The sequence below is a fragment of the Streptomyces sp. NPDC041191 genome, assembly GCF_055591945.1.
The window spans coordinates 135,623-149,685 of record NZ_JBVIZC010000002.1 but is presented as its reverse complement, the minus strand read 5'-3'; the positions used below and the strand labels follow the sequence as shown (position 1 = coordinate 149,685).

Genomic DNA, 14,063 nt, shown 5'->3' with positions numbered 1-14,063 from the left:
GTATGGAAGCAGCGCACCCGTCCGTGGCCGGTGGCACCACCTCCGTCTCCGAGGCCACCCTCTCCGTCGACTCCCCCCAGCGGATGCAGGACCTGGGCCGCCGGCTCGCGGAAGTCCTCCGCCCCGGCGACCTCGTCATGCTCACCGGCGAACTGGGCGCCGGGAAGACCACCCTCACCCGCGGCCTCGGCGAGGGGCTGGGGGTGCGCGGCGCCGTCACCTCGCCGACCTTCGTCATCGCCCGCGTCCACCCGTCCCTGGTCGGCGGCCCGGCCCTGGTCCACGTGGACGCGTACCGCCTCGGCGGCGGCCTCGACGAGATGGAGGACCTGGACCTGGACGTCTCGCTCCCCGAGTCCGTCGTGGTCGTGGAGTGGGGCGACGGCAAGGTCGAGGAGCTGACCGACGACCGGCTGCACCTCCTGATCCACCGCGTCACCGGCGACACCGACGACGACCGGCGCACGGTCGTGCTGCGCGGCATCGGCGCGCGCTGGGCCGGGGAGGACCTGGACGCCCTCGGGGAGTCCGGCCGGTCGTAGTTTCCGACAACGTGTCGGCACCGTGTTGCGCGGGCCGTGCGTGCCGTGGTGACATGGAGGCACGAGCTGGTTAGGTGTACCTAACCTACGGGAGGCAGGCATGGCGAGGCCGAAGCACGCGGAACCCGGCCGGGAGCACGTCCCGATGAGCGAACTGCTGGCGTCCTGCGCGGCCGCCCGCACCCTGTCGACCCCGCCGCGACGGCCCGAGGACGGCGAACGCGGCGAGCACGCCGTGCGCGACGCGCGTGGACGGGCCGAGGCCGCCGGGGCCGCCGAGGCGGCGTAGCCCCCTCGTGGTCCGGTCCCGGTCACCCGGTTCAGGGGACGACGACGACCTTCGCGCCGATCACCGCGAACGCCCACAGCGCGTTCCCGTCGGCCCGCGTCATACGGACGCCGCCGGTCCGCTTCGACGGGTCGGGGGGCGGCGTCGAGCCGTCCACCGCCGCGCTGAAGCCGATCGCCACGTCCTGGACGGTCGTGAACCGCACCACGTGTTCGATCCGCACCCCGTCGGAGCCCCGTACGGAACCGGACCGCGAGGTCACCGCGTACGTCCCGGGGGGCGGGGACACCGTGCTCGGCATCACCGGGAAGGTGCGGGTGACCCCGCCCTTCCCGTCCACCAGCCACACCCGGTGCCCGGTCGGCGAGTACACGACCCGCTCGCCGGTGCCCGAGTTCGCCGGGAGCGCCAGCGGGTCCCTGACCGGCCGCTTGGGGGCGCCGCTCGGGGAGACCGAGGGGGCCGCCGCGCTCGGCGCCGGGGGCTTCGCCGACACGTCGGCGGGGGCGTTGGCCGACGCCTGGTAGGCGAGGAAGCAGACCGCGGCGATCGCCGCCGCCGTGAGCCCGGCCACGAATCCCGAGCTGCTCCGTGCCACCGTGCCCACCTCTCGTACGAATGTGTCGAAGGGTGACGGTAGCAGCCGGTGCTCCGGGGTTCGGGGCAGCGTGCCCGGGAGCCGTAGGCTGTTCGCGTGCTGTTGCTCGCCATGGATACCGCCACCCCCGCCGTCACCGTCGCCCTCCACGACGGCGAGGCCGTCGTCGCCTCGTCGTGCCAGGTCGACGCCCGCCGCCACGGGGAGCTGCTGCTGCCCGCCGTGGACCGGGTCCTCAAGGAGGCCGGGCTGGCCCTGGACGCGGTCACCGGCCTCGTCGTCGGCGTCGGCCCCGGCCCGTACACCGGTCTGCGCGTCGGCCTCGTCACGGCCGCCGCCTTCTCGTCCGCGCTCGGCGTGCCCGTGCACGGCCTGTGCACCCTCGACGGCCTCGCGTACGCCTCCGGGATCGACGAGCCCTTCGCCGTCGCCACGGACGCGCGCCGCAAGGAGGTCTACTGGGCGCGGTACGACGACTCCCGCACCCGGGTGACCGACGCGGCCGTGGACCGGCCCGCCGACATCGCCGGGGCCCTCGCCGGGCTCCCGGTCGTCGGCGCGGGCGCCCGCCTCTACCCCGGGGACTTCCCCGACGCCCGCGACCCCGAGCACCAGTCGGCCGCCGCGCTCGCCGCCCTCGCGGCGGAGCGGCTGGCGGCGGGCGGGGAGGGCTTCCTCGACCCGCTGCCGATGTACCTGCGCCGCCCCGACGCCCAGGTGCCGAAGAACTACAAGGTGGTCACCCCCCGGTGACCGACGGCACGGAACTGCGCGAGATGCGCTGGTGGGACATCGAACCGGTGCTCGCCCTGGAGGACGAGCTGTTCCCCGAGGACGCCTGGTCGGCCGGGATGTTCTGGTCGGAACTGGCGCACTCCCGGGGGCCGGGCGCCACCCGCCGGTACGTCGTCGCGGAGGACCCCGGCGGCAGGCTCGTCGGGTACGCCGGGCTCGCCGCCGTCGGCGGCCTCGGAGACGTGCAGACCATCGCCGTCGCCCGCGACCAGTGGGGCACGGGCCTCGGCGCCCGGCTCCTCACCGACCTGCTCCAGCACGCCACCGCCTTCGAGTGCGACGAGGTCCTGCTCGAAGTGCGCGTGGACAACACCAGGGCCCAGAAGCTCTACGAGCGCTTCGGCTTCGAGCCCATCGGCTTCCGGCGCGGCTACTACCAGCCGGGGAACATCGACGCGCTCGTGATGAGACTGACCGTTCAAGGAACCGGGACCGATATCTGATGGCTGCTGACGAACCGCTGGTACTCGGCATCGAGACCTCCTGCGACGAGACCGGCGTCGGCATCGTCCGCGGGACCACCCTCCTCGCGGACGCCGTCGCCTCCAGCGTGGACACCCACGCCCGCTTCGGCGGCGTCGTGCCCGAGATCGCCTCCCGCGCCCACCTGGAGGCGATGGTCCCGACGATCGAGCGCGCCCTGAAGACCGCGGGGATCTCCGCCCGGGACCTCGACGGCGTCGCCGTCACCGCCGGGCCCGGCCTCGCGGGCGCGCTGCTCGTCGGCGTCTCGGCGGCCAAGGCGTACGCCTACGCCCTCGGCAAGCCGCTCTACGGCGTCAACCACCTGGCCTCGCACATCTGCGTCGACCAGCTCGAACACGGCAAGCTGCCCGAGCCGACGATGGCCCTCCTGGTCTCCGGCGGCCACTCCTCGCTGCTGCTCTCCTCCGACATCACCTCCGACGTGCGCCCGATGGGCGCCACCATCGACGACGCGGCCGGCGAGGCGTTCGACAAGATCGCCCGCGTCCTCGACCTCGGCTTCCCCGGCGGCCCGGTCATCGACCGGCTCGCCAGGGAGGGCGACCCGGCCGCCATCGCCTTCCCGCGCGGGCTGAGCGGCCCCAGGGACCCGGCGTACGACTTCTCCTTCTCCGGCCTCAAGACCGCCGTGGCCCGCTGGATCGAGGCGAAGAGGGCGGCCGGCGAGGAGGTGCCGGTGCGGGACGTGGCCGCGTCCTTCCAGGAGGCGGTCGTGGACGTCCTCACCCGCAAGGCCGTCCGGGCCTGCAAGGACGAGGGCGTCGACCACCTGATGATCGGCGGCGGCGTGGCGGCGAACTCGCGCCTCCGGGCCCTCGCCCAGGAGCGCTGCGACCGCGCCGGGATCCGGCTGCGGGTGCCCCGGCCGGGCCTGTGCACCGACAACGGCGCGATGGTCGCGGCCCTCGGCTCCGAGATGGTCGCCCGCAACCGGGCCGCCTCCGACTGGGAGCTGTCGGCGGACTCGTCGCTGCCGGTGACGGACCCGCACGTGCCGGGCGCCCACGCGCACGACCACGACCACGTGCACGAGATCAGCAAGGAGAACCTGTACTCGTGAGGCTCACCCTCATGTGGGAGGCCAGGGCCGCCCGGGGCCGGGGCGCCGAACTCCTGGAATGGGCCCGGGAGCGGTCCCGGGTCCTCGCCCGCGAGCCGCTGCGCCGGGAGGTCTTCCGGGCGCCCCAGGACCGGGTCCTCGTCCTCACCTGGTGGGAGGCGGAGACCTTCGGCGCGGAGCTGCCCGAACTTCCGGAGCCGGACGCGGAGCTGATCGCCCGTCCGGTCCACCGCTGGCGGTTCGAGGCGGTGGAGTGACCCCGGGCGGCCGTGCGGCGGTCCCGGCCGCGCGGGGAGTCGGATAGGCCACACGTACGCCGGTCGGGCAACCTTTCGACGCGCGGGGGCATCTCCCCGCGCGTGAAGAAGACGATCGCGCTCTGGGTGGTCCTGACCGCCTCGGCCCTGCTGGCGGCCGGCTGCACGGCGGAGCGCCCCGCCGCACCCGCGTCCGCGCCCGCCCCGAGGACGTCGTCCGTCCCCTCCCCGGCGCCCCCCGCGGGGGACGGGGCCCCGGGAGCCCCCGCGGACACCGCCGCCGCGTACCGGAAGTGGGGGCTCGCCCCCCTCCCGGCGCCGCCCGCCCCGCCGGCGGTGAAGCCGGTGGTCCGGCGCCCGGGACAGCCGGTGCCGGTGATCGGCGAGATCCCCACCCGGGAGAAGATCGTCTTCCTCACGATCGACGACGGGGCGGAGAAGGACCCCCGCTTCGTCACGATGATGAAGGACCTGGGGGTCCCCTTCACCATGTTCCTCACCGACGCGGCCGTCCGCACCGACTACGGGTACTTCGACCCGCTGGTCGCCCAGGGCCACGGCGTCGCCAACCACACCCTCACCCACCCGAACCTGCGCACCCTCTCCCCGGACGCCCAGCGCCGGGAGATCTGCGGCCAGCAGGAGAAGCTGGCGAAGCGGTACGGCACGGCCCCGCGCCTCTTCCGCCCGCCGTACGGCAACTGGAACGAGGCTACGCGCGCGGCGGCCGGGGCGTGCGGGGTGGACGCGATCGTGCTGTGGCGCGAGTCCATGCAGATCACGAACATGCAGTACCAGCGCGGCGACCGGAAGCTCCACCCCGGCGACATCGTCCTCGCCCACTTCCGGGGCCCCGCCGAACTCAAGGGCCGCACGATGACCGAGATGACGGCCACCCTGCTGCGCCGCATCCGGGAACAGGGCTTCACGGTGGCGCGCCTGGAGGACTACGTCTGAGATTTTCCCGGGCGCGGTGTCGATACGGGCGGTCCCCGTTCGTCGGAGGAGTGAGAGGCGGGGAAACACCCCGCCACCGCATCCACGAGGAGACACCATGCCCCGCTTCATGACGCTCATCCGCGCCGAGGAGGACACCGTCGACATGGCGGACGCCGACCCCGGGTTCGAGGAGCGGATGGGCGCGCTCTTCGAGGAGATCACCCGGGCCGGCGTCATGCTGGACACGGCCGGGCTCCGGCCGACCTCGGAGGCCACCCGGATCACCTGGTCGGACGGGAAGCTGTCCTTCACCGACGGCCCCTTCACCGAGACCAGGGAGGTCGTCGGCGGCTACGCCCTGATGAAGTGCGCGGACATGGCCGAGGCGCTGGAGTGGGCCGGGCGCTTCCTGTCGGCCCACCCGCCGCACTGGAAGCTGGGCCTGGAGGTCCGCGAGGTCGAGGGGGAGCCGGGGGCCTGAGCCCGGCCCCGCTGTCCGTGCCGTGTGCTGTCATGGGGGACGTGACGGCACACGGCACGGGAACGGGGCGCGGGGCGGGTCCGGACCACGGCTCCGGCCCGGGTCCGGGACGGGGGCGCGGGGCGGACTCGGTGGAGGGCGTGCTCGACACCGTCTTCCGGGCGGAGTCGCCGAGGATCGTCGCGACCGCCGCACGGATCGTCCGCGACCTCGGCATCGCCGAGGAGATCGCCCAGGACGCCCTGGTCACCGCCCTCGAACAGTGGCCGCGCACCGGGGTCCCGGAGCGGCCGGGAGCCTGGCTGACGACCGCCGCCAGGCACCGCGCCGTCGATCTCGTGCGGCGGCGCGAGACGTACGCCCGGAAGCTCACCGAGATGGGCCGCGCCCTCACCGGGGAGGCGTACGACCCCGAGCCCTCCGGACCCGGCGACATCGACGACGACGTGCTGCGGCTGGTCTTCACCACCTGCCACCCCGTCCTCTCCGCCGGGGCGCGGACGGCCCTGACGCTGCGGCTCGTCGGCGGACTCCGGACGGACGAGGTCGCCCGCGCCCTCCTCGTGCCCACGGCGACCGCCGCGGCCCGGATCACCCGCGCCAAGCGGACGCTCGCCGAGGCGGGCGTGGAGTTCGAGGTGCCGTACGGCGAGGAGCGGGCCGCCCGGCTCGGCTCCGTCCTGGAGGTCGTCTACCTGATCTTCAACGAGGGGTACGCGGCGACCTCGGGCGACGACCTGCTGCGGCCCGGCCTGTGCGAGGACGCCCTCCGGCTCGCCCGCGTCCTCGCCGCCCTCGTCCCCGGGGAGGGCGAGGCGCAGGGCCTGGCCGCCCTGCTCGAACTCCAGGCGGCCCGGACGGCCGCCAGGACCGGTCCCGACGGCCGGCCGGTGCTGCTCGCCGACCAGGACCGGCGCCGCTGGGACCGGTCGCTGGTCCGGCGCGGCTTCGCGGCCCTGGAGCGGGCCGGGGACCCGCGGGACTACGGGCCGTACGCCCTCCAGGCCGCCGTCGCGGCCTGTCACGCGCGGGCCGCGTCGTACGAGGAGACGGACTGGGCGCTCATCGCCGCGCTGTACGGGCGGCTCGGCGTCCTCGCCCCCTCCCCGGTGGTCGAGCTGAACCGCGCGGTCGCCGTGTCGAGGGCCGAGGGCCCGGCGGCGGCCCTCCCGCTGGTCGACGCCCTCGCCGCCGTGCCGTCCCTGGCCCGCTACCACCTGCTGCCCAGCGTCCGGGGGGACCTGCTGGCCCGGCTGGGACGGACGGCGGAGGCGCGCGCCGAGTTCGAGCGCGCGGCGTCCCTCACCCGCAACGGGAGCGAGCGGGCGCTGCTGCTCGGGCGGGCGCGGGAGAGGGGCGCGCCCCCGCCCTGACCCCCGGGGACACGGAGGCACGGGGACCCGGGCCCCACGGGGCGTGAACCGTGCGGGGCGCGGGGCCGGCGAGGACCGTCGGCGCGGTCGGCGCGGTCGGCGCGCGGCGCGGTCCACCGGCCCGGGGCGCCGCCCGGCGCTCCCGCCGGCGCCCGGCGCCGCTCACCGCTCCCCGTCCGGCCGGACGGGCCGGCCGATCAGCATCGTCGGGGCCCCCGCGACCCGGGTGAGCAGCACCGTCGCCGCGTGGGGACCCTTGGGCCGCACCCTGCGCCGGACCTCTTCCGGTTCGACCGCGGAGCCGCGCTTCTTCACCGTCAGGGTGCCGACCTCGCGCTCCCGCAGCAGTGCCTTCAGCCGCTTCAGGTTGAAGGGGAGTTCGTCGGTGATCTCGTACGCGGCGGCGTACGGGGTGGGGACGAGCGCGTCCGCCGTGACGTACGCGATCGTTTCGTCGATCAGGCCGCCGTCCAGCTCCTCGGCCACCTCGGCGACGAGGTGCGCGCGGATGACGGCGCCGTCCGGCTCGTACAGGTAGCGGCCGACCGGCCGGACCGCCGGGTCGGGCAGCCCGCGCCCGGTGAGGCCCGCGCCGGAGGGCAGCAGGGTGGCCCGGCGCGCGCCCGGCTCCGTACCGAACCAGAGGACGGCTTCCTTCACGTCCCCGCCGTCCGAGATCCACTCGGCCTCGGCCTCCGCGGGAACGGCCTCGTGCGGGATGCCCGGCGCCACCTTCAGGGCGGCGTGCGGGGCCTTCCGGGCCGCCTCGACGGCCCAGGACAGCGGCGGGGAGTACGCCTCCGGGTCGAAGATCCTGCCCCGGCCGCCGCGCCGCGCCGGGTCCACGAAGACGGCGTCGTACGGGCGCGTGTCGATCTCCGTCACGTCCGCGCACCGGACCTCGATCAGTCCGGACAGGCCGAGGGCCTCGGCGTTGGCGCGGACCGCCTCGGCGGTCAGCGGATCGCGGTCGACGGCGAGGACGGAGATCCCGGCGCGGGCGAGGGCGATCGCGTCGCCGCCGATCCCGGAGCACAGGTCCGCCACGCTGCCGACGCCCAGCGCCTTCATCCGGGCCGCCCGGTACGCCCCGACCGAGGCCCGGGTCGACTGCTCGACGCCGTTCGGCGTGAAGTACATCCGGAACGCGTCCTCCGCGCCGAACTTCGCCACCGCCCGCTGCCGCAGCCGTGCCTGGCCGAGCGCGGCCGTGACCAGCTCGACCGGGTGGTCACGGCGCAGCCGGGAGGCCACCGCCAGTTCCCGGGCGGGGTCGTGGTCGCGCAGGGCGGTGAGGAGCGCCTGCCCCTCGGGGGTGAACAGGGCGGCGAAGGAGGCGAGGTCGGTCACCGCCCCATTGTGGTCCCTGGAGGGCTGTGGGCCGGCCGGGGGACGGCGGGCGCGGTACGGCGGTGTCGCGGCCCGGCGGGGGTTCCCGCGCTGACAGGATGCGGCGCCATGCAGCTCGTACGACAAAAGGAAGAAAAGATGGCACAAGGGGTGCACCGCTCCCGCCGGACGCTCGGGGCGGCGCTCGTCGTCGCCGCCCTCGCCGCGACCGCCACGGCCTGCTCCGGAGCCGCCGCGCCGGACCGCGCCGCGCCGCCCGTCCCCGCCGCCGGCCAGCAGGCCCCGCAGCGGGAGGCCGGACCCCGGGCCGCCCCCCGGTCGCGGGCCGAGGAGCTCCGCGCCCAGCGGGCCGCCCGGGTGCTCGCCGCCCGGAAGTGGGGCCTCGCGAAGCCCCCGCTCGAAGCGCCCGCCCCGCCGGCCGTCAAGCCGGCGATCAGCACCCGCAAGGGCTTCGAGACGAAGAGCGACGGCATGCCGCCCGTCTTCACCACCGTGCCGACCGAGGAGAAGGTCGTCTTCCTGACGATCGACGACGGCGCGGAGAAGGACCCCGAGCTGCTGCGGATGATGGACGAGCTCCGGCTGCCGTACAGCGCCTTCCTCAGCGACTACGTCATCAACGACGACTACGCGTACTTCTCCCGGATGCAGAAGTCCCAGAAGGGCGGGATCGCCCTCCACAACCACACCCTCCACCACCGCTACCTGCCCGGACTCTCGTACGAGGAGCAGAAGCGCGAGATCTGCGGCATGCAGGACGTCATCGGGAAGAAGTACGGCAAGCGGCCCGAACTCTTCCGCCCGCCGTACGGCAACTACAACGACGACACGCTGCGCGCGGCCCGGTCCTGCGGCATCCGGGCGGTCCCGCTGTGGGCCGCCGAGGCGTTCCCCGACCGCATGGAGTGGCGCGAGTGGGACCGGGACCTGCACCCCGGCGACATCGTGCTCACCCACTTCCGGGGCAAGGAGGACTGGGACGGCAGCATGGCCGACATGGTCCGCCGCGTGATGGACGTGATCACGGCCAAGGGGTACGCGGTGGCGAAGCTGGAGGACTACGTCTGAGACCGGCGGGGGCGGGGGACGGTCCGTACGGGGAGCGCGGGAGAACTCCGCCCGACCGCGCCCCGACCGCGCCCCGGTCACGTCCCCGACCGCGCCCCGGTCGCGTCCCCGACCGCGTTCCCGACCACCCTCCCGATCACGCCACGGAGCGATCAATTGGCACTCCGCTTGACCGAGTGCTAATCGCGGTCATAGTGTCAGCTCTGGCACTCCCCACCGGAGAGTGCCAACACAGCGACGGGCAGGTCCGGCACCCGCGACGACGGATCCACCTGGTTCGCCACCTCAGACAGTCAACCCCGTGATCTCCGAAGGGGGAGGTCGGATCGTGACGACCACCAGCTCCAAGGTTGCCATCAAGCCGCTCGAGGACCGCATCGTGGTCCAGCCGCTCGACGCCGAGCAGACCACCGCCTCTGGCCTGGTCATCCCGGACACCGCCAAGGAGAAGCCCCAGGAGGGCGTCGTCCTGGCCGTCGGCCCGGGCCGCTTCGAGAACGGCGAGCGCCTGCCGCTCGACGTCAAGACCGGCGATGTCGTGCTCTACAGCAAGTACGGCGGCACCGAGGTGAAGTACAACGGCGAGGAGTACCTCGTCCTCTCGGCCCGCGACGTGCTCGCGATCATCGAGAAGTAGTTCACCGAAGTACCGAAGTACCTGAAGCAGATGCTTTGAGCTGCGCCCCGAGGCCCCTTCCAGGCGCCCCGGGGCGCGGTTCGTTCCACCCGATTCCGAGAGGGCTGAACCGCTCCCATGGCGAAGATCCTGAAGTTCGACGAGGACGCCCGTCGCGCCCTTGAGCGCGGCGTCAACAAGCTTGCCGACACGGTGAAGGTGACGATCGGCCCCAAGGGCCGCAACGTCGTCATCGACAAGAAGTTCGGCGCCCCCACCATCACCAACGACGGTGTCACGATCGCCCGCGAGGTCGAGATCGAGGACCCGTACGAGAACCTCGGCGCCCAGCTCGTGAAGGAGGTGGCGACCAAGACCAACGACATCGCGGGTGACGGCACCACCACCGCCACCGTGCTCGCCCAGGCGCTCGTCCGCGAGGGCCTGCGCAACGTGGCCGCCGGCGCCTCCCCGGCCGCCCTGAAGAAGGGCATCGACGCCGCCGTCAAGGCCGTGTCCGAGGAGCTGCTCGCCACCGCGCGCCCGATCGACGACAAGTCCGACATCGCCGCCGTCGCCGCGCTCTCCGCGCAGGACCAGCAGGTCGGCGAGCTCATCGCCGAGGCGATGGACAAGGTCGGCAAGGACGGCGTCATCACCGTCGAGGAGTCCAACACCTTCGGCCTGGAGCTGGACTTCACCGAGGGCATGGCCTTCGACAAGGGCTACCTGTCCCCGTACATGGTGACCGACCAGGAGCGCATGGAGGCCGTCCTCGACGACCCCTACATCCTGATCCACCAGGGCAAGATCTCCTCGATCCAGGACCTGCTCCCGCTCCTGGAGAAGGTCATCCAGGCCGGCGCCAGCAAGCCGCTCCTGATCATCGCCGAGGACGTCGAGGGCGAGGCCCTGTCGACCCTGGTCGTGAACAAGATCCGCGGCACCTTCAACGCGGTGGCCGTCAAGGCCCCCGGCTTCGGCGACCGCCGCAAGGCGATGCTCGGCGACATGGCGACGCTGACCGGCGCCACCGTCATCGCCGAGGAGGTCGGCCTCAAGCTCGACCAGGCCGGCCTGGACGTGCTCGGCACCGCCCGCCGCGTCACGGTCACCAAGGACGACACCACCATCGTCGACGGTGGCGGCAACTCCGAGGACGTGCAGGGCCGCGTCAACCAGATCAAGGCCGAGATCGAGTCCACCGACTCCGACTGGGACCGCGAGAAGCTCCAGGAGCGCCTCGCGAAGCTGGCCGGCGGCGTGTGCGTGATCAAGGTCGGCGCCGCCACCGAGGTGGAGCTGAAGGAGAAGAAGCACCGTCTGGAGGACGCCATCTCCGCGACCCGCGCCGCGGTCGAGGAGGGCATCGTCTCCGGTGGTGGCTCCGCGCTCGTCCACGCCGTCAAGGTCCTGGAGGGCAACCTCGGCAAGACCGGCGACGAGGCCACGGGTGTCGCGGTCGTCCGCCGCGCCGCCGTCGAGCCGCTGCGCTGGATCGCCGAGAACGCCGGCCTGGAGGGCTACGTCATCACCTCCAAGGTGGCGGAGCTGGACAAGGGGCAGGGCTTCAACGCCGCGACCGGCGAGTACGGCGACCTGGTCAAGGCCGGCGTCATCGACCCGGTGAAGGTGACGCGCTCCGCCCTGGAGAACGCCGCCTCGATCGCCTCCCTCCTCCTCACCACCGAGACCCTCGTGGTGGAGAAGAAGGAAGAGGAGCCGGCGGACCACGGCCACGGCCACGGTCACGGCCACTCCCACTGAGGCGGCTGACTGACAGTTGAGGCCCGGTGCTCCCGTCGCGGGGGCACCGGGCCTCGGCGTTCGCCTCCCGGGGCGGCAGGGACCTTTCCCTCCCGGGCCGGGCCCCGGTGGCCGGTACGAACGCGGGTACGAGTACCTTCCTCCTCGCGGCGCGGTGCGATCTTCCGTACGCGCGCCGCGACAGGAGGGAATTGATGCGTAGACCCCTGTTCCGGCGCCTGGCCTCCACGGCCGCCGCGCTGGGACTCACGTCGCTCGGCCTGCTCGGCGCGGGTGCCGCGCCCGCGCAGGCCGCGGTGAGCGACTGCCCGTCGGGCTATTTCTGTGCCTGGAAGGACTCCAGCGGCACGGGCTCGATGCTCACGTTCAACACGGACAAGCCGACGCTGGGCACCTGGGACGGCAGGATCCGGATGGTCATGAACCGGACGTCGCTGGTCGCCTGCGTGTACGAGCAGCAGAACTACGGTCGGGCGAACGGCTACAGCCGCTACCGGAACGAGGGTTACCCCACCAGCCTCAGCGAGAACGTCACCGTCCGCTCGGTGAAGCTCGTCCGCACCCTCCGGGAGTGCGAGACGACTCCCTACCCCGACTGGTACGCGGAGACGACCCCCAAGGCCGCCGGCTTCGGAGACCTGAACGGCGACCGCAGGGCCGACGTCCTCTCCCGCGACCCGGCGGGCCGCCTGTGGTTCCTGCCCGGCGACGGAACCGGCCGTCTGGCCGGCTCCGGCGGCTGGAACGGCTTCAACGCCCTCGTCCGGCACGGTGACTTCAGCCGCGACGGCCGCGAGGACGTGATCGCCCGCGAGGCCGCCACCGGCAGGCTCTGGCTCTACCCGGGCACCGGGACCGGCGGCCTGGGCGCGCGCAAGCTGATCGGCAACGGCGGCTGGAACGCCATGAGCCGGATCGCCGCGTACGGAGACCTGTCCGGCGACGGCCGCGCGGATCTGCTCGCGGTCGAGAAGTCCACCGGCAGGCTCTGGCTCTACCCGGGCACCGCGTCCGGCGGCCTGGGCGCGCGCAAGCTGATCGGCAACGGCGGCTGGAACGCCATGAACGCCCTGGTGGGCGTCGGTGACATGAACGGTGACGGCCGGGCCGACCTGTACGCCCGCGAGGCCGCCACCGGCAAGCTCTGGCTCTACCCGGGCCGGACCGGCTCCCTCGCCCCGCGCGTCCTGGTCGGCAGCGGCGGCTGGAACGCCATGGAGTCCCTCGTCGCCGTCGGTGACTGGTCGGGCGACGGCCGGGCCGACCTCCTCGCCCTGAACGAGTACGACAGGTTCTACCGGTACGAGGGAAGCGGCACGGGCGGCCTGCGCGCGGGCCAGTGGACCGACATCTGGTGGGCCCTGAACGGCTTCCTCTGAGCCGTCGCGGGCCTCGGACCTCCAGCCTCCGGCCTACGCCGAGCGCTGGAGGTCCGACGCCCGCACCTCCTCCGCGAACGCCTCCCCCCGCACGTACCGCTCCACCTCCCCCACCGCCTGGTCCGCCATCCGGTGCAGCTCGTTGCCGAGCGAGCCGGCCACGTGCGGGGTGAGGAGGACGTTCGGAAGGGTGTAGAGGGGGGAGTCCGGCGGCGGCAGGTCCGGGTCCGTGACGTCGAGGACCGCGTGGAGGCGGCCCTCGACGAGGTGGCGGAGGAGGGCCGGCTCGTCCACCAGGGAGCCCCGGGACGTGTTGATCAGGGTCGCCCCGTCCGGCATCGCCGCGAGCTGCGCCGCGCCGATCATGCGGTACGTGGACGGGAGCTGCGGCGCGTGCACCGAGACGACCGTGCTGCGGGCGCACAGCTCGTCCAGGCCCACGAGTTCCGTGCCCGGGGGCGGGACCTCGGCGTACGGGTCGTACAGCAGGACCTCGAAGTCGAAGGGGCGCAGGAGGTCGATCACCCGGCGGCCGATGCGGGAGGCCCCGACGACGCCGACCGTGCGGCGGTAGTTGCCCCAGGCCGAGGACTCGGCGAGCCAGTCGTGGCCGGCGCGGAGTTCGGCGTACCGCCGGGCCGAGCGCAGGACGCCCTTCCCGGCGAAGAGGATCGCGGCGAGCGTGTACTCCGCGACCGGCAGCGCGTTGGCGGCGGCGGCCGACGTGACCCGCAGGCCCCGCTCCCAGCAGGCGTCGGTGATGTGGTGCTTGACCGATCCGGCCGCGTGGACGACGGCCCGCAGGCGGGGTGCCCGGTCCAGGACCTCGGGGGTGAGTGGGGTCGCCCCCCAGCAGGTGAGCAGGAGTTCGGCCTCCGCGAGGGCGGCGGCGGTCCGCTCGTCCGGGGCGGTGAGGTCGTGGGCGACGAGGTGCGGATCGGTGCGGGTCAGGGCCGCGAGGCGGGTCCGGTGGGCCTCGGTGAGGAGGCGTTCGTCGACGCCCCGGCCCATCGCGAGGAGGAGGGAGGGGCGGTGGTCGGTGGCGGGGCGCATGGCGGGAGCT

At 73.8% G+C, this 14,063-nt stretch carries 16 protein-coding genes; 13 read left to right on the top strand and 3 right to left on the bottom strand.

Annotated elements, in window-relative coordinates; genetic code table 11:
* Positions 1-2: 2 nt before the first annotated feature.
* Positions 3-542 (top strand): tRNA (adenosine(37)-N6)-threonylcarbamoyltransferase complex ATPase subunit type 1 TsaE, encoded by a 540-nt coding sequence (tsaE, locus tag ACZ6AQ_RS03745; protein ID WP_468757240.1) that lies wholly within the window; start codon positions 3-5, stop codon positions 540-542.
* A 100-nt stretch (positions 543-642) separates the two neighbouring features.
* The gene (locus tag ACZ6AQ_RS03740) at positions 643-831 is read left to right on the top strand and encodes a hypothetical protein (protein ID WP_468757238.1); all 189 of its coding nucleotides are present in this window, start codon (positions 643-645) and stop codon (positions 829-831) included.
* A 31-nt stretch (positions 832-862) separates the two neighbouring features.
* On the opposite strand, the gene ACZ6AQ_RS03735 is transcribed toward ACZ6AQ_RS03740, so the two are convergent.
* The gene (locus tag ACZ6AQ_RS03735; RefSeq protein ID WP_468757236.1) at positions 863-1,429 is read right to left on the bottom strand and encodes a L,D-transpeptidase; all 567 of its coding nucleotides are present in this window, start codon (positions 1,427-1,429) and stop codon (positions 863-865) included.
* A 96-nt stretch (positions 1,430-1,525) separates the two neighbouring features.
* On the opposite strand from ACZ6AQ_RS03735, the gene tsaB reads away from it, so the two are divergent.
* The 7 genes from tsaB (at position 1,526) to ACZ6AQ_RS03700 (ending at position 6,820) form a co-directional block, all read left to right on the top strand.
* The gene (tsaB, locus tag ACZ6AQ_RS03730) at positions 1,526-2,182 is read left to right on the top strand and encodes a tRNA (adenosine(37)-N6)-threonylcarbamoyltransferase complex dimerization subunit type 1 TsaB (RefSeq protein ID WP_468757234.1); all 657 of its coding nucleotides are present in this window, start codon (positions 1,526-1,528) and stop codon (positions 2,180-2,182) included.
* Between the two features lie 23 nt (positions 2,183-2,205).
* Positions 2,206-2,667, top strand: coding sequence for a ribosomal protein S18-alanine N-acetyltransferase (rimI, locus tag ACZ6AQ_RS03725; protein ID WP_468757838.1), 462 nt, complete (start codon positions 2,206-2,208; stop codon positions 2,665-2,667).
* Positions 2,667-3,770: a tRNA (adenosine(37)-N6)-threonylcarbamoyltransferase complex transferase subunit TsaD gene (gene tsaD / locus ACZ6AQ_RS03720; RefSeq protein ID WP_388687877.1), complete on the top strand. Its 1,104-nt coding sequence runs from the start codon at positions 2,667-2,669 to the stop codon at positions 3,768-3,770. The genes rimI and tsaD overlap by 1 nt, the downstream gene beginning before the upstream one ends.
* 11 nt (positions 3,771-3,781) lie before the next feature.
* Positions 3,782-4,027 carry a hypothetical protein gene (locus ACZ6AQ_RS03715; RefSeq protein WP_468757836.1) on the top strand — a complete coding sequence of 82 codons (246 nt, stop codon included), beginning with the start codon at positions 3,782-3,784 and terminating at the stop codon, positions 4,025-4,027.
* Positions 4,028-4,129: 102 nt separating this feature from the next.
* Positions 4,130-4,984: a polysaccharide deacetylase family protein gene (locus ACZ6AQ_RS03710; RefSeq protein ID WP_468757232.1), complete on the top strand. Its 855-nt coding sequence runs from the start codon at positions 4,130-4,132 to the stop codon at positions 4,982-4,984.
* Between the two features lie 97 nt (positions 4,985-5,081).
* Entirely contained in the window at positions 5,082-5,447 is a 366-nt protein-coding gene (locus tag ACZ6AQ_RS03705; RefSeq protein ID WP_468757230.1) for a YciI family protein, read from the top strand.
* A gap of 32 nt (positions 5,448-5,479) precedes the next feature.
* Complete coding sequence (locus tag ACZ6AQ_RS03700) at positions 5,480-6,820, top strand: RNA polymerase sigma factor (protein WP_468757228.1); 1,341 nt, start codon at positions 5,480-5,482, stop codon at positions 6,818-6,820.
* Between the two features lie 162 nt (positions 6,821-6,982).
* On the opposite strand, the gene ACZ6AQ_RS03695 is transcribed toward ACZ6AQ_RS03700, so the two are convergent.
* Positions 6,983-8,170: a THUMP-like domain-containing protein gene (locus ACZ6AQ_RS03695; RefSeq protein ID WP_468757227.1), complete on the bottom strand. Its 1,188-nt coding sequence runs from the start codon at positions 8,168-8,170 to the stop codon at positions 6,983-6,985.
* Positions 8,171-8,308: 138 nt separating this feature from the next.
* Here ACZ6AQ_RS03695 and ACZ6AQ_RS03690 point away from each other — a divergent pair, with 138 nt between their 5' ends.
* The 4 genes from ACZ6AQ_RS03690 (at position 8,309) to ACZ6AQ_RS03675 (ending at position 13,000) form a co-directional block, all read left to right on the top strand.
* Positions 8,309-9,238 carry a polysaccharide deacetylase family protein gene (locus tag ACZ6AQ_RS03690; protein WP_468757225.1) on the top strand — a complete coding sequence of 310 codons (930 nt, stop codon included), beginning with the start codon at positions 8,309-8,311 and terminating at the stop codon, positions 9,236-9,238.
* 328 nt (positions 9,239-9,566) lie between these two features.
* Entirely contained in the window at positions 9,567-9,875 is a 309-nt protein-coding gene (gene groES, locus ACZ6AQ_RS03685; RefSeq protein ID WP_190121666.1) for a co-chaperone GroES, read from the top strand.
* A gap of 117 nt (positions 9,876-9,992) precedes the next feature.
* A complete protein-coding gene (gene groL, locus ACZ6AQ_RS03680; protein ID WP_388687863.1) occupies positions 9,993-11,621 on the top strand; it encodes a chaperonin GroEL in 1,629 nt (542 codons plus the stop codon).
* Positions 11,622-11,815: 194 nt separating this feature from the next.
* A complete protein-coding gene (locus ACZ6AQ_RS03675; RefSeq protein ID WP_468757223.1) occupies positions 11,816-13,000 on the top strand; it encodes an FG-GAP-like repeat-containing protein in 1,185 nt (394 codons plus the stop codon).
* 33 nt (positions 13,001-13,033) lie between these two features.
* Here the strand turns inward: ACZ6AQ_RS03675 and ACZ6AQ_RS03670 are convergent, their stop codons facing one another.
* Positions 13,034-14,053 carry a hydroxyacid dehydrogenase gene (locus tag ACZ6AQ_RS03670; RefSeq protein WP_468757222.1) on the bottom strand — a complete coding sequence of 340 codons (1,020 nt, stop codon included), beginning with the start codon at positions 14,051-14,053 and terminating at the stop codon, positions 13,034-13,036.
* Between the last annotated feature and the right edge of the window lie 10 nt (positions 14,054-14,063).

Excerpts from the sequence above, each read along its gene's own strand:
- groL (WP_388687863.1), top strand. The coding sequence starts at position 9,993 with ATGGCGAAGATCCTGAAGTTCGACGAGGACGCCCGTCGCGCCCTTGAG.
- tsaD (WP_388687877.1), top strand. The coding sequence starts at position 2,667 with ATGGCTGCTGACGAACCGCTGGTACTCGGCATCGAGACCTCCTGCGAC.
- ACZ6AQ_RS03690 (WP_468757225.1), top strand. The coding sequence starts at position 8,309 with ATGGCACAAGGGGTGCACCGCTCCCGCCGGACGCTCGGGGCGGCGCTC.
- rimI (WP_468757838.1), top strand. The coding sequence starts at position 2,206 with ATGCGCTGGTGGGACATCGAACCGGTGCTCGCCCTGGAGGACGAGCTG.
- ACZ6AQ_RS03670 (WP_468757222.1), bottom strand. The coding sequence starts at position 14,053 with ATGCGCCCCGCCACCGACCACCGCCCCTCCCTCCTCCTCGCGATGGGC.
- ACZ6AQ_RS03700 (WP_468757228.1), top strand. The coding sequence starts at position 5,480 with ATGGGGGACGTGACGGCACACGGCACGGGAACGGGGCGCGGGGCGGGT.
- ACZ6AQ_RS03740 (WP_468757238.1), top strand. The coding sequence starts at position 643 with ATGGCGAGGCCGAAGCACGCGGAACCCGGCCGGGAGCACGTCCCGATG.
- ACZ6AQ_RS03675 (WP_468757223.1), top strand. The coding sequence starts at position 11,816 with ATGCGTAGACCCCTGTTCCGGCGCCTGGCCTCCACGGCCGCCGCGCTG.
- tsaE (WP_468757240.1), top strand. The coding sequence starts at position 3 with ATGGAAGCAGCGCACCCGTCCGTGGCCGGTGGCACCACCTCCGTCTCC.
- ACZ6AQ_RS03705 (WP_468757230.1), top strand. The coding sequence starts at position 5,082 with ATGCCCCGCTTCATGACGCTCATCCGCGCCGAGGAGGACACCGTCGAC.
- ACZ6AQ_RS03715 (WP_468757836.1), top strand. The coding sequence starts at position 3,782 with ATGTGGGAGGCCAGGGCCGCCCGGGGCCGGGGCGCCGAACTCCTGGAA.